The 23988-nt window shown below is 70.0% G+C and carries 22 protein-coding genes; 16 read left to right on the top strand and 6 right to left on the bottom strand.

The features are described 5' to 3' along the window. Positions 1–156: 156 nt before the first annotated feature. The 7 genes from G3I60_RS21830 (at position 157) to pstB (ending at position 8614) form a co-directional block, all read left to right on the top strand. Positions 157–2532, top strand: a complete 2376-nt coding sequence (locus G3I60_RS21830; RefSeq protein WP_164295079.1) for an RNA degradosome polyphosphate kinase — start codon at positions 157–159, stop codon at positions 2530–2532. Positions 2533–2563: 31 nt separating this feature from the next. Next, entirely contained in the window at positions 2564–3751 is a 1188-nt protein-coding gene (locus G3I60_RS21835) for a CHAD domain-containing protein (RefSeq protein ID WP_343241253.1), read from the top strand. A 6-nt stretch (positions 3752–3757) separates the two neighbouring features. After that, on the top strand, positions 3758–4201 hold the full coding sequence (locus G3I60_RS21840) for an NUDIX hydrolase (protein ID WP_138358489.1): 444 nt from the start codon (positions 3758–3760) through the stop codon (positions 4199–4201). A 326-nt stretch (positions 4202–4527) separates the two neighbouring features. Beyond that, positions 4528–5655, top strand: coding sequence for a phosphate ABC transporter substrate-binding protein PstS (gene pstS, locus G3I60_RS21845; RefSeq protein ID WP_138358487.1), 1128 nt, complete (start codon positions 4528–4530; stop codon positions 5653–5655). A gap of 93 nt (positions 5656–5748) precedes the next feature. After that, entirely contained in the window at positions 5749–6729 is a 981-nt protein-coding gene (gene pstC, locus G3I60_RS21850) for a phosphate ABC transporter permease subunit PstC (protein WP_138358485.1), read from the top strand. Next, entirely contained in the window at positions 6726–7799 is a 1074-nt protein-coding gene (gene pstA / locus G3I60_RS21855) for a phosphate ABC transporter permease PstA (protein ID WP_138358483.1), read from the top strand. The genes pstC and pstA overlap by 4 nt, the downstream gene beginning before the upstream one ends. A 38-nt stretch (positions 7800–7837) precedes the next feature. Next, positions 7838–8614, top strand: a complete 777-nt coding sequence (gene pstB, locus G3I60_RS21860; RefSeq protein ID WP_138358481.1) for a phosphate ABC transporter ATP-binding protein PstB — start codon at positions 7838–7840, stop codon at positions 8612–8614. A 187-nt stretch (positions 8615–8801) separates the two neighbouring features. Here the strand turns inward: pstB and G3I60_RS21865 are convergent, their stop codons facing one another. Further along, entirely contained in the window at positions 8802–9794 is a 993-nt protein-coding gene (locus tag G3I60_RS21865) for an inorganic phosphate transporter (protein ID WP_138358479.1), read from the bottom strand. A 6-nt stretch (positions 9795–9800) separates the two neighbouring features. Beyond that, positions 9801–10421: a DUF47 domain-containing protein gene (locus tag G3I60_RS21870; protein WP_138358477.1), complete on the bottom strand. Its 621-nt coding sequence runs from the start codon at positions 10419–10421 to the stop codon at positions 9801–9803. A 217-nt stretch (positions 10422–10638) separates the two neighbouring features. Between G3I60_RS21870 and G3I60_RS21875 the strand changes: the two genes are divergently transcribed. Beyond that, positions 10639–11001, top strand: coding sequence for a metal-sensitive transcriptional regulator (locus tag G3I60_RS21875; RefSeq protein WP_164295081.1), 363 nt, complete (start codon positions 10639–10641; stop codon positions 10999–11001). Between the two features lie 163 nt (positions 11002–11164). Here G3I60_RS21875 and G3I60_RS21880 read toward each other — a convergent pair whose 3' ends face one another. Both G3I60_RS21880 and G3I60_RS21885 read right to left on the bottom strand, forming a co-directional pair. Then, entirely contained in the window at positions 11165–11365 is a 201-nt protein-coding gene (locus G3I60_RS21880) for a hypothetical protein (protein ID WP_138358473.1), read from the bottom strand. Positions 11366–11498: 133 nt separating this feature from the next. Further along, positions 11499–12374 (bottom strand): hypothetical protein, encoded by an 876-nt coding sequence (locus G3I60_RS21885; RefSeq protein ID WP_164295082.1) that lies wholly within the window; start codon positions 12372–12374, stop codon positions 11499–11501. 196 nt (positions 12375–12570) lie between these two features. Here G3I60_RS21885 and G3I60_RS44645 point away from each other — a divergent pair, with 196 nt between their 5' ends. Both G3I60_RS44645 and G3I60_RS21890 read left to right on the top strand, forming a co-directional pair. Then, complete coding sequence (locus G3I60_RS44645) at positions 12571–12732, top strand: hypothetical protein (protein WP_187144964.1); 162 nt, start codon at positions 12571–12573, stop codon at positions 12730–12732. A 180-nt stretch (positions 12733–12912) separates the two neighbouring features. After that, complete coding sequence (locus tag G3I60_RS21890; RefSeq protein WP_164295083.1) at positions 12913–14463, top strand: FAD-binding oxidoreductase; 1551 nt, start codon at positions 12913–12915, stop codon at positions 14461–14463. Between the two features lie 62 nt (positions 14464–14525). Here G3I60_RS21890 and G3I60_RS21895 read toward each other — a convergent pair whose 3' ends face one another. Both G3I60_RS21895 and G3I60_RS21900 read right to left on the bottom strand, forming a co-directional pair. Then, the gene (locus G3I60_RS21895; protein ID WP_138358467.1) at positions 14526–15200 is read right to left on the bottom strand and encodes a phosphatase PAP2 family protein; all 675 of its coding nucleotides are present in this window, start codon (positions 15198–15200) and stop codon (positions 14526–14528) included. Between the two features lie 186 nt (positions 15201–15386). Beyond that, complete coding sequence (locus tag G3I60_RS21900) at positions 15387–16394, bottom strand: bifunctional lytic transglycosylase/C40 family peptidase (protein ID WP_138358465.1); 1008 nt, start codon at positions 16392–16394, stop codon at positions 15387–15389. Between the two features lie 321 nt (positions 16395–16715). On the opposite strand from G3I60_RS21900, the gene G3I60_RS21905 reads away from it, so the two are divergent. From G3I60_RS21905 to G3I60_RS21930, 6 genes are all read left to right on the top strand, one after another. After that, the gene (locus G3I60_RS21905) at positions 16716–17024 is read left to right on the top strand and encodes a hypothetical protein (RefSeq protein ID WP_138358463.1); all 309 of its coding nucleotides are present in this window, start codon (positions 16716–16718) and stop codon (positions 17022–17024) included. Positions 17025–17104: 80 nt separating this feature from the next. Next, positions 17105–17929: a hypothetical protein gene (locus tag G3I60_RS21910; RefSeq protein ID WP_138358461.1), complete on the top strand. Its 825-nt coding sequence runs from the start codon at positions 17105–17107 to the stop codon at positions 17927–17929. Next, a complete protein-coding gene (locus tag G3I60_RS21915) occupies positions 17919–19256 on the top strand; it encodes a hypothetical protein (protein ID WP_164295084.1) in 1338 nt (445 codons plus the stop codon). The genes G3I60_RS21910 and G3I60_RS21915 overlap by 11 nt, the downstream gene beginning before the upstream one ends. Continuing rightward, positions 19253–20797 carry an SCO6880 family protein gene (locus G3I60_RS21920; protein ID WP_138358457.1) on the top strand — a complete coding sequence of 515 codons (1545 nt, stop codon included), beginning with the start codon at positions 19253–19255 and terminating at the stop codon, positions 20795–20797. Before G3I60_RS21915 ends, G3I60_RS21920 begins: the two co-directional genes overlap by 4 nt. A 19-nt stretch (positions 20798–20816) precedes the next feature. After that, positions 20817–22220: an ATP-binding protein gene (locus G3I60_RS21925; protein WP_164295100.1), complete on the top strand. Its 1404-nt coding sequence runs from the start codon at positions 20817–20819 to the stop codon at positions 22218–22220. A 1-nt stretch (position 22221) separates the two neighbouring features. Continuing rightward, positions 22222–23979, top strand: coding sequence for a type VI secretion protein (locus G3I60_RS21930; protein WP_164295085.1), 1758 nt, complete (start codon positions 22222–22224; stop codon positions 23977–23979). Positions 23980–23988: the final 9 nt, after the last annotated feature.

A 23988-nucleotide genomic window follows, 5' to 3' on the forward strand; every position in this document is an offset into this window, starting at 1 on the left:
ATGTACCTCACCGCGGGGGACGCGGCCCGCCCGACACCGGACCGGAATCGTTCCGAGCCGGTACTGAGACTTTGTGCACCACGGAGTCGCCCCCCGCTGTCCGGCCCGTCATGTTCTCGTTACCGCTGATTCAGACTGGCTTGCGAGCATCACGGAATGCAGCCCGCTGCCCCTCCCCCCAACCCGCAGCACCCCCCACCGCCCGACCTGCCGCTTTCCCGTTCGGCACGGGACAATGAACGGACGGCCCCAGGGCGCTCCCCGAGGGCTCCCGGCAAGCCGTACGACGTGTTCGACGTGCCGGAACCGGAGGAGGGCTCGTACTCCATGGCCTCGATGAATCAAGCCGGTGTCCCCGGTCAGCCCAAGGGGGCAGGCGCGGTCAGCGCCGCTTTCCGACCCCAGTTCGTCCCCGACGTGGAGGCCGCTGTCGGCCCCGCCTCCGAGGGCGAAGCCGACGGTGATCTCCCCCAGGGCCGCTTCCTGGACCGCGAGCGCAGCTGGCTCGCGTTCAACGAACGCGTGCTGGAACTCGCCGAGGATCCGGCCACGCCGCTCCTCGAACGGGCTAACTTCCTCGCGATCTTCGCGAGCAATCTCGACGAGTTCTTCATGGTCCGGGTCGCCGGCCTCAAGCGCCGCATGGCGACCGGTGTCGCCACCCGTTCGGCCTCCGGCCTGCAGCCCCGCGACGTACTGGACCTGATCCTCACCCGGTCCCGCGAGCTCATGGCCCGGCACGCCGCCTGCTTCCAGAACGACATCGCACCGCAGCTGGCCGACGAGGGCATACACGTCATCCGCTGGGCGGAGCTGACGGAGAAGGAGCAGGCCCGCCTGTTCACCCTCTTCCGGCAGCAGATCTTCCCCGTGCTGACCCCGCTGGCCGTCGACCCGGCGCACCCGTTCCCGTACATCTCCGGCCTGTCCCTGAACCTGGCCGTCGTCGTACGGAACCCGGTCTCCGGGCACGAGCACTTCGCCCGGGTGAAGGTGCCGCCGATCCTCTCCCGCTTCCTCGAGGCGAGCCCGCAGCGCTACGTCCCGCTGGAGGACGTCATCGCCGCGCACCTGGAGGAGCTCTTCCCCGGTATGGAGGTCCTGGACCACCACATGTTCCGGGTCACCCGCAACGAGGACCTGGAGGTGGAGGAGGACGACACCGAGAACCTGCTCCAGGCGCTGGAGCGGGAGCTGATGCGGCGCCGCTTCGGGCCGCCGGTGCGCCTCGAAGTGGAAGAATCGATTGCTCCGCGGGTGCTCGACCTGCTCGTGCACGAGCTGAAGATGAAGCACACCGAGGTCTATCCGCTGCCCGGCCCGCTCGACCTGACCGGGCTGTTCGCGATAGCGGGCCTGGACCGGCCGGAGCTGAAGTACCCCAAGTACATCGCCGGCACCCACCGCGACCTGGCCGAGGTCGAATCGGCGTCGGCGCCCGACATCTTCGCGGCGCTGCGCGAACGCGATGTGCTGCTGCACCACCCGTACGACTCCTTCTCGACCTCCGTCCAGACCTTCCTGGACCAGGCGGCGGCCGACCCGGACGTACTGGCGATCAAGCAGACGCTGTACCGCACCTCCGGCGACTCCCCGATCGTGGACGCGCTCATCGACGCGGCCGAGGCGGGCAAGCAGGTCCTCGTCCTCGTCGAGATCAAGGCCCGCTTCGACGAACAGGCCAACATCAAGTGGGCCCGCAAGCTGGAGGAGGCGGGCTGCCACGTCGTCTACGGCCTGGTGGGGCTGAAGACGCACTGCAAGCTGTCGCTCGTGGTCCGCCAGGAGGGCGACACGCTGCGCCGCTACAGCCACATCGGCACCGGCAACTACCACCCCAAGACCGCACGGCTCTACGAGGACCTGGGGCTGCTCACCGCCGACCCGCAGGTCGGCGCGGACCTCTCGCACCTGTTCAACCGGCTGTCGGGCTACTCGCGCCGCGAGGTCTACAACCGGCTGCTGGTCGCACCCCGCAACCTCCGCGACGGTCTGGTCTCCCGGATCATGGAGGAGATCACCCACCACCGGGCCGGCCGCCCGGCGTACATCCGGATGAAGCTCAACTCCATCGTCGACGAAGGAATCATCGACGCCCTCTACCGCGCCTCGCAGGCCGGTGTGCCCGTCGACATATGGGTACGCGGTATCTGCGCGGTCCGGCCGGGTGTCGCCGGACTCTCGGAGAACATCCGGGTCCGCAGCACCCTGGGCCGGTTCCTCGAACACTCCAGGGTGTTCATCTTCGGCAACGGTGGCGAACCCGAAGTCTGGTTCGGCAGCGCCGACATGATGCACCGTAACCTCGACCGCCGCATCGAGGCGCTGGTCAGGGTCGCCGACCCGGCCCACCGCGCCACCCTCAACCGCCTGCTGGAGACCGGGACCGCGGACGACACCGCGTCCTGGCACCTCGCGGCGGACGGGAACTGGACCCGGCACAGCACCGGCCCCGACGGGCAGCCGCTGCGCAATGTCCAGGAGATGCTCATCGACGCCCGGAGGCGCCGGCGTGGCCCAGCGACACCGTGACACCGCGTACGCCCAGGCCGGCCAGCCGGCAATCGTCCTCGACGGGAAACCGGCCGGCGGGGCCGCCCTCGGCGCGCTGAGCGCCGGGGAGGTGGTCTCCGGCTACCTCCATGAGCAGGCGTCCACGTTCCTGCGCGCGCTCAGCCAGAGTGCCCAGGCCGACGACGAAGGTGCCGCCGCCGGCCTGCTGCTGCGCCGGTCCGCCCGCCGGATCGCCGCGACCCTGCACACGTACGGCACGCTCACCGACCCCGGCTGGGCCGATCCGCTGCGCACCGAGCTCGGCTGGGTCTCGACGTCCCTGGCCCACGAGCACCAGTACGCCGCCCGGCTCGCGCGGCTGCTGTCCGCCCTGCACCGGCTGGCCTCGGAGCCCGACCGGCCGGCCCTCGACACCGGCGACCCCGGCAACCCCGACGACCCCGCCCTGCCCGAGGAGCCCGCCCTCGGCTCGCAGGGGCCGCTGGCCATCGGGGCGGCCCGCGCGGGCGCGCTGCTGGAACGGCAGCTGACGCTGGCGCGCACCCGGGCGCACTCCGCCGCACTGCAGGCGCTGGGCTCGTCGCGGTTCCACGCGGTGGCCGACGCCGTCGCCGTACTCGCCTCCGAGGTGCCGCTGTCCGCGGCGGCGGACGCACCCGCCACCGTGCGGCTGCCCCCGCTCGCGGGGCTGGCGCACCAGCGGCTCGCCGAGGCGGCGGCCGCGCTGCCGCTGGCGCGGGCCGGGCACCCGTACAACGCCGACGCCGTGCGCGCCGCGCTCGGCCCGGAGCTGACCAGCGACCTGCAGGACGCACCGTGGCACCAGGCCCGCACCCTGCTGCGGCTCAGCCGCTACGCCGCCGAGGTCTGCCCGCCGGACGAACCCGGCGCCCACGGCTCCGACGGCTCCGACGGCAGTCAGGGCCCGGACGATCAGGACGCCGGCGCCGGTACCCGTGCCGGTGAGAGCCTGCACGACCGGCTCAAGGACGCGGCCCGGCTGCTGGAGGGGCACCGGGAGGCCGCCGAGTCCGCCAATGCCGTGGCGACCGCCGCCCGCACCCCGCGGATCGCGCCGGCGACCGCGTACGCGCTGGGCGTGCTCCACGCCGACCAGCGGCAGGAGGTCGAGGCGGCCCGCTTCGCCTTCGCCCGGCTCTGGCAGCGCACCTCCGTACCGTCCGCCACCACCGTCCCAGCTGTCCCCGTTACCCCCGCCGTCCCCGGTTCGAGGTGAGTCACGATGCTGCGTTCCCCGGGGGAACAACCCCCCGTCCTGGCCGCGGGCGCGGTCCTCTGGCGCCGTTCGCCCCATGACGACGGCGTGGAGATCGCGCTGATCCACCGCCCCAAGTACGACGACTGGTCGCACCCGAAGGGCAAGCTCAAACGCGGTGAGGACCCGGTGGCCGCCGCGCTGCGGGAGATCCGCGAGGAGACCGGCATGGAGTGCGTGCTCGGCGCGCCGTTGCCGACCGCCCGCTATCTCGCCGACGGACGCCCCAAGGAGGTCCGCTACTGGGCCGCCGAGGCCGTCAGCGGCACCTTCGCCGTCAACGACGAGGTCGACCGGCTGGTCTGGCTTCCCCCGGCGGCGGCGCGCAACCGCCTCACGCACGAGCGCGACCGCCCGCTCGTCGACGCCATGCTGCGGACCGTACGGCCCGGCGCCGCCCGGCGGCGCTAGGGCGCGTGCCAGGCGTCGTGGGCCAGGCGGGACTTTCGCGACACGCCCTGGCCGACCCGGCAGCCCGACCCACCCTGACCAGGGCTTTCCCGGACCGGCACCACGCGTCCCAGGACTCCCACGCGCCCCTCGGAGCGCCGTCGGCGACAGGCCGCCCCGCACTGATAGACGAGGTTCACCTTGCGTTCACCCTCTCCCGTTGGTCGATTCACTTCCTCTGCATAATTTCGGCCTTACCGGTGAGCATCACGCTGTGCCGGGTGGATGCAGACCTCCATACCTCTGCTTCGCCGTCCACCGGCGGGCTCCTGGAAGGAACACAGAAGGTGAAGCTTTCCCGTAACAGCGGACTGCGCGCCCTGACCGTCGGCGCGGTCGCGGTTTCCAGCGCGTTGGTCCTGACCGCCTGTGGTTCCGACAACAACGCTTCGCCTGGCGACACCAAGACCTCGGGTGCCGCGAAGAGCTCCATCGCGTGCGCCAAGGGCGGTCAGCTGCTCGCCTCCGGCTCCAGCGCGCAGAAGAACGCGATGGACGTGTGGGTCAAGAACTACATGGCGGCCTGCCCCGGCACGAACATCAACTACAAGAGCTCGTCCTCGGGCGAGGGTGTCACCCAGTTCAACCAGGGTGCCGTCAGCATCGCGGGTTCCGACTCCCCGCTGAAGCCCGAGGAGATCACCGCCTCGAAGACCATCTGCAAGGGCGGCCAGGGCATCGACCTCCCGATGGTCGGCGGCCCGATCGCGATCGGCTACCACCTGCCGGGCGTCGACAACCTGGTCCTGGACGCGCCGACCCTCGCGAAGATCTTCAACTCGACGATCACCAAGTGGGACGACGAGGCGATCAAGAAGCTCAACCCGACCGCCAAGCTCCCCAGCAGCAACATCCAGGCGTTCCACCGCTCGACGGACTCGGGCACCACGGACAACCTGACCAAGTACTTCAACGCGACGGCCAAGGCCGAGTGGCCCTACGAGCACGCGAAGGCCTGGAAGGGCAAGGGCGGCCAGTCCGCCCCCGGCTCCGCCGACATCGCCTCGAACGTGAAGCAGGCCGAGGGCACCATCGGCTACTTCGAGCTGTCGTTCGCCACCGCGAACAACCTGCAGACGGTCAAGCTCGCCACCGGCGCCGCTGCCCCCGTCGCGGCCAGCTCGGAGAACGCCTCCAAGGCCATCGCCGAGGCCAAGGTCACCGGCACCGGCACCGACCTGTCGCTGAAGCTCGCCTACGACACGAAGGCCGAGGGCGCCTACCCGCTGGCCCTCGTCACCTACGAGATCGCCTGCGACAAGGGCAACAAGGCCGACACGCTCGAGCTCGCGAAGTCCTTCCTCACCTACATCGCGAGCGAGGACGGCCAGAAGGGCCTCTCCTCCATCGGCTACGCCCCGCTGCCGACGGAGATCGCCACCAAGGTCCGCGCCCAGATCGCGACCCTCTCCTAGTACGCGCGGCCGGCCCCGTACCGCACGGGGCCGGCCGCACATCCGGTGCACCGCCGCCGGGGGAGCCATCCCCCACCCAGACCGGAGAACCTCATGGACATAACACCGACAGACAGCGCACTGCCTCCCCCCTCCCGGGGTTCCGTCACCCGCATCGGGGACCGCGTGTTCAGCGGTCTCGCCCGCGGGTCCGGCATCTTCCTCCTGGTCGTCATGGCCTCGATCGCGGTCTTCCTCACGATCCGCGCGACGCACGCCATCTCCCAGGACCACGCGAACTTCTTCACCAGCTTCGAATGGGACGCCAACGCGACCCCGCCGGTCTTCGGCATCGGCGTCCTGATCTACGGCACGATCGTCAGCTCCGTGATCGCGATGGCCCTCGCGGTCCCGATCGCGGTCGGCATCGCGCTGTTCATCTCGCACTACGCGCCGCGCCGGCTGGCCACCCCGCTCGCCTACGTCGTCGACCTGCTCGCCGCGATCCCGAGCATCATCTACGGCCTGTGGGGCGCGATCTACCTCGTGCCGCACCTGAAGGGCCTGAACCTCTGGCTCGACGAGTACCTCGGCTGGACCGGAGTCTTCGACAAGACCGACCCCGAGGGCGCGGCCCGTTCGCTCTTCACCGTCGGCATCCTGCTGGCGATCATGATCCTGCCGATCATCACCAACGTCAGCCGTGAAGTCTTCCGGCAGGTGCCGAAGATGCACGAGGAAGCGGCGCTCGCGCTCGGCGCGACCCGCTGGGAAGTCATCCGGATGTCGGTGCTGCCGTTCGCCCGCTCCGGAATCATCAGCGCCTCGATGCTCGGCCTCGGCCGCGCACTGGGCGAGACGATGGCCGTGGCCACGGTCCTGTCGGCCTCCCCGGTGCTGTCCGCGAAGCTCCTCGACCCGGTCGGCGGGACCTTCGCGCAGAACATCGCCGCCAAGTTCGGCGAGGCGTCACCGTTCGGACGTGACGCGCTGATCGCCTCCGGCCTCGTCCTGTTCGTCATCACGCTGCTGGTGAACGGCGCGGCCCGCCTGATCATCGCCCGCCGCAAGGAGTACTCGGGGGCCAACGCATGAGCCACACCATCGCCGACAAGGCGCCCGCCGCGGTCCCGGCGACCCGCCGGCTGTCGCAGCGCCGGATGCCCCGCTGGGCACCGGCCGCCATCGCCGCCGCCGCGATCCTGCTCGGTATCGGCATCGGCCTCGCGGCCGGGCTGGAGAGCCGGATCCAGTGGGGCATGATCGCGCTGCTGCTCTTCGTGGCCGGCACCTACGCGGTGACCACGGCCGTCGAGGGCCGCCGGCAGGCCAAGGACCGCGTCGTCACCAGCATCGTCTGGGCCTGCTTCATCGTGGCCATCGTGCCGCTGTACTCGCTGATCGCGACGACGATCTCCAAGGGCCTCAAGGTCCTGAACGGCGACTTCCTGAGCCACTCGATGGGCGGGGTCATCACGATCCAGCCCGGCGGCGGCATCTACCACGCGATCATCGGCACCATCGAGCAGGTCGGCATCGCGACGCTGATCGCCACCCCGATCGGTCTGCTGACGGCGGTCTACCTGGTCGAGTACGGCAAGGGCAAGCTCGCCAAGGCCGTCACGTTCTTCGTGGACGTCATGACCGGCATCCCGTCGATCGTCGCCGGTCTGTTCATCCTGACCGTGTGGGTCCTGATGCTCGGCAACGGCCCGTCCGGCTTCGCCGGCTCGATGGCCCTGACGATCCTGATGCTGCCGGTCGTGGTCCGCTCGACCGAGGAGATGCTCAAGCTCGTTCCGAACGAGCTGCGCGAGGCGTCCCTCGCGCTGGGCGTCCCGAAGTGGCGCACCATCCTCAAGGTGGTCCTGCCCACGGCCATTGGCGGCATCACGACCGGCGTCATGCTGGCCGTCGCCCGCATCACCGGCGAGACCGCGCCGATCATGCTGCTCGTCTTCGGCAGCCAGATCATCAACAACAACCCCTTCGAGGGTGGTCAGTCCTCCCTGTCGTACTACGTGTTCGAGCAGTTCCAGAACGGCAACGACGCGTCGTACGACCGAGCCTGGGCCGCGGCCCTGGTGCTGATCGCCTTCGTCATGATCCTGAACGTGGTGGCTCGCGGCATCGCCCGCTGGAAGGCCCCCAAGACCGGTCGCTGACGCGACCAACCCAGCGACCTCTGATTGAGAGCCCCACCATGGCGAAGCGCATCGACGTAAGCGGCCTCTCCGCTTACTACAGCAACCACAAAGCGATCGACGACATCTCGATGACCGTCGAGCCCCGTTCCGTGACGGCCTTCATCGGCCCGTCCGGCTGCGGCAAGTCCACCTTCCTGCGGACCTTGAACCGGATGCACGAGGTCACCCCCGGTGGCCGCGTCGAGGGCAAGGTCATGCTGGACGACGAGAACCTCTACGCGTCGGGCGTCGACCCGGTCGCGGTCCGCCGGACCGTCGGCATGGTCTTCCAGCGCCCGAACCCGTTCCCCACCATGTCGATCTTCGACAACGTGGCGGCCGGCCTCAAGCTCAACGGCATGCGCCGCAAGAGCGAGCTGGAGAACGTCGTCGAGAAGTCCCTCAAGGGCGCCAACCTCTGGAACGAGGTCAAGGACCGGCTCAACAAGCCCGGCTCCGGCCTCTCCGGCGGCCAGCAGCAGCGCCTCTGCATCGCCCGCGCCATCGCGGTCGAACCGCAGGTCCTGCTGATGGACGAGCCCTGCTCGGCGCTCGACCCGATCTCCACCCTCGCGATCGAGGACCTGATCGGCGAGCTGAAGGCCCGCTTCACGATCGTGATCGTGACGCACAACATGCAGCAGGCGGCGCGCGTCTCCGACCGCACGGCCTTCTTCAACCTGTCGGCCATCGGCCAGCCCGGCAAGCTCATCGAGCTGGACGACACCGAGCGGATCTTCTCCAACCCGTCGGTCCAGGCCACGGAGGACTACATCTCCGGCCGCTTCGGCTAAGCCGGTACCTGAGCCGTCCTGCGGTGCTGCATGGCGGTGCCACCGCAAGGCGAAGGGCCCGCCCCCGTGAGGGGGGCGGGCCCATTCCTTTTGCCGTTCCGGGTTGTGCAGGTCAGAAGACCCGTACTCAGAAGACCAGTGCTCAGAAGTCCAGTGCTCAGAAGTCCAGTGCTCAGAAGATCAGTGCTCAGAAGATCAGTGCGACGATCCAGTAGCTGACCGCGGCGACGACGGCCGCGGCCGGCATCGTGATGAACCAGCCGGCCACGATGTTCTTGGCGACACCCCAGCGCACGGCCTTGACCCGCTTCGTCGCGCCGACACCCATGATCGCCGAGGTGATCACATGCGTCGTCGAGACCGGGGCCTGGAAGACGTACGACGTCGTGTAGAGGATCGAGGCGGCGGTCGTCTCGGCCGCGAAGCCCTGCGGCGGGTCCAGTTCGATGATGCGGCGCCCCAGCGTCCGCATGATCCGCCAGCCGCCGGCGTAGGTGCCGAGCGAGAGCATCGCCGCGCACGCGAACTTCACCCAGGTCGGGATCGAGTCGCCGTTCTGCACATCAGCGATGGTCAGGGCCATCACCACGACGCCCATCGTCTTCTGCGCGTCCTGCAGACCGTGGCCGAGCGCCATCGCCGCCGCCGAGACCGTCTGCGCGATCCGGAAACCGCGCTTGGCCTTGTGCGGGTTGGACTTACGGAACATCCACAGGATGGCGAGCATCACCAGATAGCCGACCACCAGGCCGACCACCGGCGACAGGAACATCGGGATGACGACCTTCTCGACCACACCCGACCAGATGACGGTGATGCCGCCCGCGAGGGCCGCGCCGACCATCCCGCCGAACAGCGCGTGGCTGGAACTCGACGGTAGTCCGAAGTACCAGGTGACCAGGTTCCATACGATCGCGCCCACCAGGGCCGCGAACAGGACGGCCATCCCGGACCGCCCCTGCGGCGTCTCGATGAGCCCCTTGCTGACCGTCTTGGCCACGCCGCTGCCGAGGAAGGCACCGGCCAGGTTCATGACGGCGGCCATGGCGAGCGCCGCCTTCGGCGTCAGCGCGCGCGTCGACACCGACGTGGCGATGGCGTTCGCCGAGTCGTGGAACCCGTTCGTGTACGTGAATCCGAGCGCGACGCCAATGGTCACGATCAGTGCAAAGGTGTCCACAGAAGGTCAGGACTCCTTGACCGCGATGGTCTCCACGGTGTTCGCGACATGCTCGAACGCGTCCGCGGCCTCTTCCAGAACGTCCACGATCTGCTTGAGCTTCAGCACGTCCATGGCGTCGTACTTGCCGTTGAACAGGTGTGCGAGCAGCTTGCGGTGGACCTGGTCCGCCTGGTTCTCCAGGCGGTTGATCTCGATCCAGTACTCGGTGAGGTTGGACATCGTCCGCAGGTTCGGCATCGCCTCGGCGGTCAGCACCGCTGCCCGCGCCAGCACCTCGATCTGCTGCTCGACACCCTTCGGCAGCTCGTCCACCTGGTAGAGAACGACGAGGTCGACGGCCTCTTCCATGTAATCCATGATGTCGTCGAGACACGACGCGAGGTTGTAGATGTCCTCACGGTCGAACGGGGTGATGAAGGAGGAGTTCAGCTGGTGGAAGATCGCGTGGGTCGCGTCGTCCCCCGCGTGCTCCGCCGCCCGCATCCGTTCGGCGATCTCGATACGCGTGGCCGAATCGGCCCCGAGCAGTTCCATGAGGAGCTTCGAACCTGTGACGATGTTGTCCGCGGATGCGGCGAACATGTCATAGAAGCTCGTCTCCCTGGGGGTCAGACGAAAGCGCACGTGAGGTCCTCGGGGTGCATCGGATTCGGTCTCGTCAGGTCTCGTTGATGCTAGGCGCATCATCCGGCCACGGCTAACCGGCGTCACCCAGTGTCGCCCATCGGACAGACTGCCCCTCACCGGGGCCACTCCCCCAGCTAACGCTGGGAGGTGCCCCCATAAGGCACCGATCGGTAAGATATACCCACCAGGGGTATTTTCGGGCAGGGAGAACGGGATGACGACCACCGAGACCGACCAGGCCGACGAGACCGCGGAGGCCGTGCCGAGCGCTTCGGCACCGCACAGCCCGCCCGGCCCGCACGGCTACAGCGACCACAAGGACGCCCACCTCAAGCGGCTCCGCCGGATCGAGGGTCAGATCCGCGGGCTCCAGCGCATGGTGGAGGAGGACGTCTACTGCATCGATGTCCTCACACAGGTTTCGGCCAGTACCAAGGGCCTGCAGTCGTTCGCCCTCCAGCTGCTGGAGGAGCACCTGCGGCACTGTGTCGCCGCGGCCGCCGCCGAGGGCGGGCCGCAGATCGACGACAAGGTCGCCGAAGCGACCGCGGCCATAGCCCGGCTGCTGCGCACCTGAGCCCCGGCCGGCAGCCGGGCCCGTAGCGTTCCCACGGACCCGGCCGGCGACCGAGACGAATATCTCCACGGTGGTCCGGTGCTGCGGTCATGCGGTACCGAGGTTGTTCAGTGCTGCGGTTCTTCGGTGCTGCGGTCGTTCGGTGATGCGGTCGTTCGGTGGTTCAGTTCGGGCGCCGGGCCGCCTGTGCGGGGATCCGCACCGACTGAAGCTCCGTCGTCCGGTCCACTTCGAGCACCTCGTCGATCCGGGCGAAGCTCAACCGCTCCTCACCGGCGGCGGAAGCCGCGATCATCAGCTCGCCGCACAGCTCGATCTCCGCGAGGGCCACGAAGTCCTGACTCGACCCGTTATGCGTAGACATGTGCGTTTCGCGAGACAAAGCCACGTGCACCACCTCCTCGTCCTCGAGCAGTGGCCGGTTTCATCGGCCACTGGTCAGAGTAGGCACCCGCACACGGTCCGCGCATGGCACGGAAGGACCATTTCGCCCACCGTCATTTCGGAGGTGCAGTAACGATCTTCCCGTTGTAAATATCGGCCGGTTTCGGCAGAACGACGGTCACCGGCGTACCGAACGCGTCGAACAGCGTGATCGACGTCACCGTCACATCGCTCGGCGCGGACGGCTTGGCCGCACCCGCTGTACCCGCCGCACCCGCCGTCCCGCTGAAGGTGAAGCGCTGGCTGACCTTCCGCGGCCGCCCCTGCGCGTCGAGGTACACATCGAACGGCACCTGCGTCACGGAGAATCCCCTGGCCGCCGCCGCGAGCGGCTGCCGGATGGCCGGCGAGGCACCGCGGGCCGCGCGGGCGATGTCCGTCACTCCCCGGAAGTGCCGCACCTTCACCCCGTGGAACATCTCGTCGCCGACCAGCTCCACCTGCTGCGCCCCGCGCAGGAGTTCGGCCGCCGCCAGCGGATCGGTCGCACCACCGGTCACGAGGTTGCCGTCGGACAGCTGCGTGGTGTCCACCCGCACCCACTTGTCGACGGGCACGCCGGCGCCGCGGTCCTTCATGTACAGCGAACCCGGCGTCATCAGCTCGGTGACCGGGCGGTGCTCCTCGGCCCCGGCGGCGTCCTTGGGGAGGGTGACCCGCAGCTCACCCTGGCCCTTGCCGTAGTCGAACCCGCCGGACCCGGTGATCACCACCCGGGTCCCGCCGCTCGCCATCTCCATCGACGTGCTGACCTTCGAACTCCCGGCCCGGATCAGGGCGTCGGCCGACCGGCGCACGGATTCGCCGGAGTCCGCGCCCGGTCCGTCGGCCGCCGCGCCGTCCCCGGCACAGCCGGTCAGCACCGTCACCCCGCACACGAACCCCGCCGCGGCGGCGGCCGTCACCATCCGCCTGCGCTGCATCACCATCGCCCGCTACCCCCTGGGAATCCCGCCACCGGCCTCGCCCGACTAACGACGGGCCGCCTGCCCCCGTAACGGCGCCCGCCGCGAACCGCGGGTGACGCCCCGGTCGCACGGGAGCGCGCGGGGGAGCGGCCACCGGCCGCGAGCGCAGGGAAGCAACCCCTCCACGACCCGCTCCCCCGTCCCGTACCGTGGTTGTGTGCTCATCCAGTCCGCCGCCGCCCCGTCCGGAACCCACCACACCACGGTCACCGACCAGGGCTCCTTCGCCAGCGCCCGCTGTTCCTGCGGTTGGAAAGGCCCCGCCCGCCGCGCCCGCGACCGCGCCCGCCGGGACGCCGAGGCGCACACCGGCGGCTGACGCCCCCGGCGTCCCCCGGCCCGATCTTCCCGATCTTCCCGATCTTCCCGACCTGAACTCCCCGGCCCCGCACCACTCGCGGCGTTTCCGGCACCTGCTGCCCCTTGCGTACCGCATGCGGCGGGTAGGAGGGTGAGCAGTCGCCCGCCGAAGGCGGGCCCCGGGCAGGAGGCTGCGGCCGTGAACCGACGAGATGCGCTCCGCGCCGGATACGGCGTCGCCGCGTCGACGTGGCTGGCCGGCTGCAGCACGGGCGACAGCGCCGACGCGAAGCCGCCGGGTCCTTCCGGCACCCCGGCCCCCACCACCCCGAGCGGGACCGGCACCTCCGCCACCCCCGGTTCACCGCCGGACTGGCCGGCCCTGGCCAAGGGCCTGGGCGGCGCGCTGATCCGCCCGGAGGACAGCGCGTACGACGCGTCCCGCCGGCTCTACAACACCCGCTTCGACGGGCTGCGCCCCGCCGCCATCGCCTACGCCTCGGGCCCGGACGACATCCGCGAGTGCCTGGACTTCGCACGCCGTTCCCGGTCGGTCCGGCTGTCGGTAAGGAGCGGCGGCCATTCGTACGGCGGCTGGTCCAGCGGCGGCCAGGACCACCTCGTCCTCGACGTGTCCCGGCTCAACGCGATCAGCACCGGCGGAACAACCGCCACCGTCGGCGCCGGCGCGAAACTCATCGATGTGTACTCCCGCCTCGGCGAGCACGGCAGGACCGTCCCCGCAGGCTCCTGCCCCTCGGTCGGCGTCTCCGGTCTCACCCTCGGCGGCGGCCATGGCGTACTCAGCCGCTCGTACGGTCTGACCTGCGACAGCCTCACGGGCGCCACCATCATCACCGCCGACGGCAAGCAGTTGGACTGCGACGCGACCACGAACTCCGACCTCTTCTGGGCGCTGCGCGGCGCGGGCTGCGGCAACTTCGGGGTCGTCACCGAGCTCCGCTTCGCGACCCACCCCGCGCCGTCCGTCGTGACGGGGTACGCCACCTGGCCGTGGAGCCGGGCGGCGGCCGTCGTCCGGGCCTGGCAGGAGTGGGGACCCGACCAGCCGGACCACATCTGGTCGGCGCTCCACCTGGAGGGGCCGACGGGCGGCTCTCCGACGGTCTCGCTCGCCACCCTGTCGACCGGCTCGCGGAGCGATCTGGCCAACGCCGTCGACCGGCTCGCCGGGACCGCGGGAGGCGGATCACCCTCCTTCTCGACGCACCCGCGCTCCTACATGGAGGCGACGTTCTCGTACGCGGGCTGCTCGGGCCTGACCACCGCCGAGTGCCATCTGCCGCCCAAGGGCCGGCTGCAGCGCGAGACGTACACCGCCCGTTCGGACTTCTACGACCACTCGCTGTCGCCCGCGGGCATCCAGGCCCTGCTCGGCCAGGTCGAGCGGCTCGGCTCGCTCTCCGGCGACGGCGCCGGCAGCGTGGCGCTGACCGCCCTGGGCGGCGCGGTCAACCGGGTCGACCCCGGCGCGACGGCGTTCGTGCACCGCCGTTCCCGTTTCCTGGCGCAGTACATCGCCTCGGACGCCCTCAGCCGGACGAGCTGGCTGGACACGCTGTACGGGGCGATGCGCCGCTACGCCTCGGGCGCCGCCTACCAGAACTACGCCGACCCGGCCCTGAAGGACTGGCGCCAGGCCTACTACGGCAGCGCCGCGGCCCGTCTGACGGAGGTGAAGAAGAAGTACGACCCGGACCGGCTCTTCGACTACCCGCAGGCCGTGTAGGCCCGCTGCGGGCCCCGGTGCCGACGGGCTCAGGCGCCGACGGGCTCAGGCGGCCGGCGGGCTCAGGCCGCCAGGTCCTTGTCGTACGCGGTGGGCATCGGGTACGCCCCACCCCGCCGCGCCGGGGACCGGACGAGCCCGCGCATCCGGGACCGGCCCATCGCCGCCGTGACGGGCGTCAGCAGCGCCATCGCGAGCGGTGCGAGCAGCAGCGCCGTGGCGGTACCGAGGGCGAAGCCGCCGATCACGTCGGTCGGGTAGTGCACGCCCATGAAGACCCGGCAGAAACCCTCGGCGAGCGCGATCAGTATGGCGACGACACCCACCTTGCGGCTGACCATGAACAGCCCGACGGCCATGGCCATCGTGAGCGTCGCGTGATCGCTCACGAACGAGAAGTCGGACTTCCCCTTGATCAGGACGTCGAGCCCCTCATGGTCCACGAAGGGCCGGGGCCGCTCCACGAGACCGCGCACCGGGATGTTCAGCAGCAGCGCGATGCCGGCGGCGAGGCCGGACCACACCACCCCGGCGACCGCGGCGGGCGCCTGCTCGCTGCGCCGCGCGACCCGCCACCAGCACCAGCCGGCCAGCAGCAGCATGAGCACGATCAGCCCGTACTCGCCGATGAACTCCACGGAGCGGTCGACCCAGTGCGGGGAGTCCTTGGCAAGGCCGTTGATGTCGCGCAGCAGGCCCACGTCAGGGTTCGAGCCGTCGGTTGCGTGCTCTGCCATGTGGTGGTGCCCCTTACCTGGTCCATACTCCGGCCCCGCTGCTGGCCTCCAGGCCATGAACGCCGTTTCTTCGAGCCATTGTCCCTGTGCAACGGCGGACACGGTACGTAGCGTTCCGGTCTCTACCGGATGATCACCAGGAAGTTATCCAAGAGAGATCGGAAAGCGCATCCCCAGGCCAAAGCCTCACGCAGCGCCCGTAGTCGGCAGCGCCTGCGCTCCGTCCTTCGTCACGCGGGTCCCGCCGATGAAGTCCGGCGTGTCGATCTTGTCGAAGCGAATGACCGCGCCGGTGTACGGGGCGTTAATCATGTACCCACCCCCGACGTACAGTCCGACGTGGTGGATCGACCGGGGGTCGTTGAGGTCGGTGGCGAAGAAGACCAGATCGCCGGGCAGCAGTTCGTCCCGCTTCGGGTGCGGCCCCGCGTTCCACTGGTCGTTGGCCACCCGCGGCAGTTCGATGCCGACCGATTCGTAGGCCGCCTTCGTCAGCCCGGAACAGTCGAACCGCCCGCCCTGGTCGGCCGTCCCGTTGCCGCCCCACAGATACGGCGTGCCGAGCTTGCCCTGCGCGTAGTAGATCGCCGCCGCGGCCTGCTGGGACGGCGCCACGCGGCCCACGGGCGCGGCGAAGCTCTTCTCCAGCGTCCTGATCGTCTTCACGTAGTTCTGCGTCTCGCGGTACGGCGGGATCCCGCCCGCGTGGATCACCGCGTACGCACCCGCGTTGTACGCCGCGAGCATGTTGTCGCTGTGGTCCCCCGGCACGTCCTTCACGTACTTGGCCAGCTCGCAGTCGTACGAGGCGGCCGACGGGATCGCGTCCTGCGGGTCCCACACATCCCGCTTCCCGTCCCCGTTCCCGTCCACTCCGTGGGACGCCCAGGTACCCGGGATGAACTGCGCGATACCTTGCGCGGCGGCGGCGCTCTGCGCCCGCGGGTTCCAGCCGCTCTCCTGGTACAGCTGTGCGGCCAGCAGCGCCGGATTGATCTCCGGGCAGAGGTTGCCCCACTTCTGCACGATCGACTGGTACATCGCGGGCACCGAACCCTTGGCGAGCGTGACCGACCCGCCGCTCCCGCCGGCCAGCCCGGCGGCGGCCGAGAACGTGCCGATCACCAGCAGCGCCATGAACGAAAGGCACAGCCCGAAGCCGAGAGTGACGGTGAGCCAGACCTTCTTCGCCATCAGCCATGCCCTCTCAGGAGTGATGCACGGGCTGCGGGGCACCGATGGTGACGGTGCGCCAGACTTTCCGCAGCATTCGTCCGCGCCTTCGTTCCAATCGTTGCCCTACGGTGACGCTCGTGATACACAGAGTAGTCGTCTACGTCCCATCGAACACCGGTCCGTGCAACATTCTGGACGCTGCGGTCCGGATCACACGGGGGATCCGTCGAGAAAGTCGCCGAGTCGACAAGAACCGGTTGACACATCGGCCAAGATAGACCCTGGACCCTTGCGCCCCGGCGAGGGCTCCAACTGACCGAGCGGGGTGGTGAGTTCCATATGTTCTTGGCAGCCACAAAGGGCGACATCAACACCATTATCGGTGGCATCGCCCCCAACTGGGGGCCCTTCGGGTCCCTCGGGAACGAAGCACGCGTGATGATCGAAGTGGTCATGGCGGTAGCGATCCTGCTCTGCCTCGCCATCGCGATCTGGGGCGCGGCCAAACAGCGGATCGGCGCGACAGCCCTCCGCGACACCTTCAGCGCCGAACAGGGCAAGGGTCTGATCATCGCCGGCCTGACCGGCGTGTTCATCATCGGATCCCTCGGCACGCTGTTCACCATCGTCTACGGCATGGCCGTGTAGTCGTGTAGCCCAGAGCCAGCCTGTCCCATGTCCCCGGGAGCCCGTCCCAGGCCCCCTCCCCCACCTGAGGCTGCGTGCTGATGCCCACTCACCCCAGCAGCGATACCGGCCAGGACGGCCCACCGACGCGCACCCGCATGCCCGAAGGGCACGGCGGGCACGGCGCCGCGCCACGCCGCACCAAGCCGAGCCGCGCCCTGGTGACGGTCCTCGGCGTCGTCGTCCTCCTCGTCGCCGTGATCGTCCTCGCCAACCGGGGCGGTGGCAACACCGCCTCCGACGGCGCGTCCTCCGGCGGCACCAAGGGCACCAACGCCAACCCGACCGCCCCGACCGGCGACAAACCGGTCACGGGCAACAACGCGGGGATCGCGGCGGGCTTCGCGAAGTCGGAGCAGGGGGCACAGTCCGCGGCGGCGAACTACGCGGTGGCGCTGGGGGGTGACGGGATGTTCAACACGGACCGCCGCCACGCGATCATCGACGCGATCGCGGACAGGAGCACGGTCGGCACGATGCAGGCAGGCTTCGACACCAACTATTCGAAGGCCTTCCTGGCCGGCATCGGGCTGAGCGCCGACGGTGCCGCCCCGGCCGGTCTGACCTTCGTCGACCGCACCATCCCGGCCGGCACGAAGATCGACAAGTTCGACGGTGACACGGCGAACGTCTCGGTATGGTGCGCCGGCATGTTCGGCCTGGCGGGCAACGCCTCGACCAAACCGGTGACGAACAACTGGTTCACCGTCACTTTCACGCTGAAGTGGAACGGTTCGGACTGGAAGGTCCTCGATACCGGACAGAAGAAGGGCCCGACCCCGGTGAGCGGCGACAATCCGGTGTCCGGTGCTGGCGAGATCGCGGACGCGGTCAAGGGTTTCGGAGGGTTCACGTATGCGCGGTAGCCGACGTCTACGTGCCCTTTCCCTCACAGGAGTCGTGGCGGGCATCCAGACCGCCGCCGTTCTCCTGGCGACCCGCGCCGCCGCGGCCCCGACCCCTACTCCGACGCCGGCCCCCACGGCGAGCAGCGACCCCTGCGCGCTCATCTCGGGCCCGGCCAAGGAGTACTGCGAAAAGGGCAAAGGCGGCGGTGGCGGTCCCTCCAACCCCCTCCCCGACACCCTCGACCCCCTGAGCGCCGTCGCCAAGGGCTGTGCCGACGCGGCCACCTATGTGATCGATCAGCTCTCCAAGGCGATCAACTCCACCACCCAGGTGGACTTCACCAACAGCACCTTCCTGACCCAGTACGAGATCGTCTTCGCCGCCTCCACCATCCTCACCCTCATCCTCTGGCTGCTGGCCGTCGCCAAGCGCGCCGTGCGCGGTGTTCCGCTCACGGAAGCGTTGACGGAGGCCGTGGGCTTTCTGTGGCTGACCGTGCTGGCCTCGGCGTTCACGCCGCTGGTCCTGTACACGGTGGTCTCGGCGACGGACGCCGTGACGGACGTGATCGCCGCCGGCACCTCGCAGAACACCAACACGTTCTTCGGGAACTTCTCCGCGGCCCTCGCCAAGGGCAACGCCATCGGCGGCGGCCCGATCATGCTGATCGTCGTGTCCATGGTGTCGGTGCTGGCCGCCGGCGTGCTGTGGCTGGAGCTGGTGATCAGGGCCGCGCTGCTCTACGTCGGCGCGCTGCTCGGCACCGCGGTGTACTCCGGGCTGGTCGACAAGAACATGTGGGGCCATGTCCGCCGCTGGGCGGGCATCATGATCGCGGTCATCCTCGTCAAACCGGTGATCGTGATCGTGCTGGGCCTGGCGGGGGCGCTGAGCGCGTCCGACGGGCCGAACTCGTTCTCCGCCGTCGTCTCGGGACTGGCGATCATCCTGCTGGCGATCTTCGCGAGCTTCATGATCTACCGCTTCGTGCCGGGCTTCGGCGATGACGTCGTGAGCCTGAAGAACAACCGCAAGGAAGCCGGCGGCGCCCAGGCCGCGGCCGTGATCTCCTCGCCCGCCGCGCTGGTGAAGCAGGGCATCAAGACGCACAGCGCGCGCGGTGGTCCGCAGGAGCAGGCAACCAGTGGGGGCGGCCAGCCGTCCAACCCGGTGTCCGGCGGCGTGGCCGCCCACGGCAGCCGCAACGGCAACCCCGGCCCGAGCGGCGGAGGCGGTGGCGGCGGTTCGAACGGCGTCCCGGCGGCGCCCGCGCCCCGCACCACACCGGACCGCGGGAACAACAGCAACGGCAACGGAAACAAGCACGGAGGTGATCGCCGGTGACGTCCCAGCCCTTCACCCAGCCGCGCCGCACATATCTGATCGGCAAGGCCCGCCCGAACGCGATCGTCGGCAAGAACCGGGAGACCGGGGAGATCGCGCTGATCGTCGTCGGCGCGTTCCTGGGCATGATGTGCGGCCTGCTGGTCCCGATACTCCCGTTGCGCATCCTCACCCTCGTCGGGTGGCCGCTGCTGGCGTTCGCCGCCGTCTACATGCCGTACCGGCGGCGGACGTTCTACCGCTGGTTCGAGATCAACCGCACCTACCGCCGTACGCTGCGCCGCTCCCCCGCCTACCGGTCCGCGGTCTCCGAGGCCGGTATCGGGCTCGACGGGCGTGAGGTCGAGGTCGGGCCGCCGCCCGGCATCGGCCGGATCAACTGGCTGTCGGCGCCGTTCGGCCCCGACGAGATCGCCGTACTGCTGCACATCGACCGCAGGACCGTGACCGCCGCGATCGAGATCGAGGGCCCCGGCGTCGGGCTGCGCGACAGCGAGGACCAGGAAGCCCTGGTGGAACGGTTCGGCACGCTGCTCAAGCACGTGGCGAACGGCGACGGCTACGTCACCCGCCTCCAGATGCTGGCCCGTACGCTGCCCGCCGACCCGGACGCGCACGCGAAGGACGTCTCGCTGCGCGGTGACCCACAGGCCGAGTCCTGGCTCAAGGACTCCTACGAGCAGCTGCAGTCGATGGTGTCGACCTCCTCCGAGCAGCACCGGGCCTATCTCGTCGCCTGTATGCACTTCACCCGCGAGCTGGCCGCCGAGGGCCACGCGCTGGCCCGCGCGACCGTCACCCGCCGCTCCGAGGTCGACAAGGACGCGGGGCTCGCCGCCGTCATGGCCCGTGAGCTCACCGACATCTGCGCCCGGCTCGCCGAGGCGGACATCCGGGTCCGCCAGCCGCTCGGCCAGGCCCGGCTGTCGTCCCTCGTCCACTCGATGTACGACCCGGACCACCCCATCGACCACATCCAGGCGATGACCCGGCGCAACGCCTGGCCGGCCGAGCTGGATGCGACGGAGCCGACGTATCTGCAGGCCAAGACCCGCGAATCGTCCACCCGCGCGCCCTGGCACCACTCCACGGCCTGGGTGAAGGAATGGCCGATGACGCCCGTCGGCGTCAACTTCCTCGCCCCGCTGCTCGTCCACACCCCGGACGTGATCCGCACGGTCGCGGTCTGCATGGACCTGGAGCCGACCGATGTCGCCATCGAGCGGATGCTGACCGAGAAGACGAACGACGACGCGGACGCCAGCCGCGCCGCCAAGATGAACCGGGTGATCGACCCGCGCGACGTCGCCCACCACGGCCGCGTCGACCAGCGCGGCGAGGACCTCGCCAGCGGGGCCGCCGGAGTGAACCTCGTCGGCTACATCACCGTTTCCTCCCGCTCGCCCGAAGCCCTTGCGCGTGACAAGCGCACGATCCGCGCCTCAGCGGGTAAGTCGTATCTGAAACTGGAGTGGTGCGACCGCGAGCACCACCGTGCGTTCGTGAACACGCTGCCGTTCGCGACCGGAATCCGCCGCTAACAGGAGGCCCATCATGCCCATGCTGGACCCCCTCGCCGCGCTCACCGACGCGTTCACCGGCTTCCTGTTCGGGAAGGTGGAGTCGACTCGGCTGCCCGTCCGCACCTCCACCGGACAGGCGCAGGCCGTGTACCTGCCCACCGCGGCCCCCGGCCTCGGCGACTCCGGCGTGATCATCGGCCGCGAGGTGTACTCCGGCAAGGGCTACATCTACGACCCGTTCCAGCTCTACGGCCAGCAGCTGCCCGCCCCGCACTGGCTGGTGCTCGGTGAGTCGGGCAACGGCAAGTCCGCGCTGGAGAAGACGTACGTGCTGCGCCAGCTGCGCTTCCGCGACCGCCAGGTCGTCGTGCTCGACGCCCAGGGCGAGGACGGCGTCGGCGAGTGGAACCTGATCGCGAAGGCGCTCGGAATAACTCCCATCCGCCTGGACCCGATGGCCGCCCTCAACGGCGGCATCAAGCTCAACCCGCTGGACCCGGCGATCGCCGCGACCGGGCAGCTCGCGCTGCTCCGCACGATCATCGAGGTCGCGATGGGGCGCGCCCTGGACGAGCGGTCCGGCTTCGCCCTCAAGGTCGCCCACGCGTATGTCACGGAGACCACCACCGAGCGGCAGCCGATCCTCACCGACATCGTCGAGCGGCTCCGACATCCCATGCCGGACTCCGCCGAGGCGATGAACGTCGATGTCGACGACGTCCGGGCATGGGGCCTGGACGTGGCTCTCGTGCTGGACCGGCTGGTCGACGGTGACCTGCGCGGCATGTTCGACGGCCCGACGACCAACGGCATCGACCTGGACGCGCCACTGATCGTCTTCGACCTCTCCCACATCGACCGCAACTCGATCGCCATGCCCATCCTGATGGCCATCGTCGGCGTGTGGCTGGAGCACACCTGGATCCGGCCCGACCGGGTCAAGCGCGTCTTCCTGGTCGAAGAGGCCTGGCACATCATCAACAGCCCGTTCGTGGCCCAGCTCTTCCAGCGGCTGCTGAAGTTCGGCCGCCGCCTCGGCCTGTCCTTCGTCGCCGTCGTCCACCACCTGTCGGACGTCGTGGACGGCGCAGCGGCCAAGGAGGCCGCCGCCATCCTGAAGATGGCTTCGACGCGGACGATCTATGCCCAGAAGGCCGACGAGGCTCGCGCGACGGGTCTGGTCCTCGGCCTGCCCCGGTGGGCGGTGGAGATCATCCCGACGCTCACCCCGGGTATCGCGGTCTGGGACGTCAACGGCAACGTCCAGGTCGTCAAGCACCTGATCACCGAGTCCGAACGCCCGCTGGTCTTCACGGACAGCGCGATGACCCAGTCGTCCGTCGACCACACGGCCCAGGTCGAGGCGGAGGCGGTGGCCGACGCGGCCGCGGCCGCGGAGGTCTCGCTCGCGAAGCAGTTGGCCGACGACGCGGTGGCCTGACGTGGCGGCGGAGCGACGCGGGACCGCCGAGCGGCGGGCCGAGGGCGGTGTCCCCGACGGGCTGATCCTCGGGATCCTCGGCTTTCTGCTGGGCATGACCATCATGGTCTGGACGGCCACCGGCATCGCGGGGCTGTTCGCCCACGGCCAGTGGCCCACCGCGGTGCACTTCACCCGCACCCCGCTGGCCATGCGCCACCTCATCGGCGACCCGCACGACATCCCCGGCGCCTGGCCGGAGTCGCCGCCGCCCGAGCTCCCCGGCTCCGGGCTCTTCTGGGGCATCTTCATCGGCCAGTTGATGGTTCTCTTCGTCCTGACGGTCTTCCTGATCGGTGTCCTCACCCGGTACCGCGTGGTGCGCGCCAACCACCGCGAGGCCCGCGCGGCGGCGAAAGCCGCCCAGGACACCGCCGGAGGAGAACAGTCCGAGGACATCGGCGGCGTACCCCGCCCCCGGCGACGTGAGCCCGACCGCGAGTCCGACCCCGAGCGGGAACGTCAGCCGGAGCCCGAACCCGAGCGGCGGCCGGAGCCGACGCCCGCCGTACCCACGGCCTACGAGGCGCAGCCCCCGGCCACCGCCCCCGCGCCGCCGCAGGGCCACGGCACCCCCGTCCAGCCGGAGTTCGCCCCGGTACCGGGCGGCCAGGGCGCTCCCGGCCAGCAGAACGCCGCCGTCCCCACGGGACACGGGATACCGCCGCTCGCCCCGCCCGCGGCCGACCCGCTCGCCGGCGGTGAACTGACCCGTACGTACGCCCTGTTCGCGGCCCCGCGCGGCGACAAGGCCAAGCGGGCCGTGGAGCCCGCGATCCTGAACGCCGCCGGCGCGGTGATCGTCACGACCGCCGACGCCGAGACGTACCGCAGGACCGTCGGCAACCGCAGCAAGCTGGGCCCGGTCACCGTCTACGATCCGGCGCATCTGATCGACCTTCCGGGCCGCCTCCGTTGGGCCCCGCACACCGGCTGCGAGGACGCGCCGAAGGCGGCGACCCGCGCCGCCGCACTCCTCGCACCGCTGCGGCCCACCAGCAGCCTGGACTCCCTGACGTTCGCGGCGGCGGAGACCCTGCTGCGCTGCTGGCTGCACGCGGCGGCCGTCGACGGACTGCCGTTCCGTCAGGTGCACCGCTGGGCGGCGGGCGGCGCCGCGGGCGGCGAGGCAGTACGGATCCTGCGTACGGCGCGAACGGCCGCTCCCGGCTGGAGCGGCGAGTTGGAGTCGATACTCCACGCCCACCCCGAGCGCCGGGATGCCGCGCAAGCGCTGATACACCGGGGGCTGGAGTGCCTCAACTCCATCCATATCAGGGACGCCTGCAATCCCGGTCGAGCCGGTGCACCCGATTGGGAGTCGTTCGTCTCCGAGAGGGGAACGCTCTACGTGGTGGGTGAAGCGATCGAGGATCCACGAGCCCGCCCGGGTGCGATGCCACTGCTGACCGCACTCGTATCGAGCGTGGTCGAGCACGGCCGGTCCATGGCTGCGAGGTCATCTGCCGGTCGGCTCGACCCACCAATCACGCTGGTCCTCGACGACATCGCGGCACTGGCTCCGATCCCGGAGCTGCCCGCGCTGCTTGCCACCGGACAGGCCGACGGGCTTCCGGTGCTCGCGGTGTTCCGTTCGCCGGAACAGGCCAGGGACCGCTGGCGGACGGCGCTCTGGCAACAGGCGGACGTGCGACTGTCGTTGGGCGATCCGGTCGGCGCGATCGCCGACGAGATCCCGGACGCCGTCCGGCTCGGCTAACCCGAACCG

The organism is Streptomyces sp. SID13666, assembly GCF_010548325.1.
GTDB lineage: Bacteria > Actinomycetota > Actinomycetes > Streptomycetales > Streptomycetaceae > Actinacidiphila > Actinacidiphila fildesensis.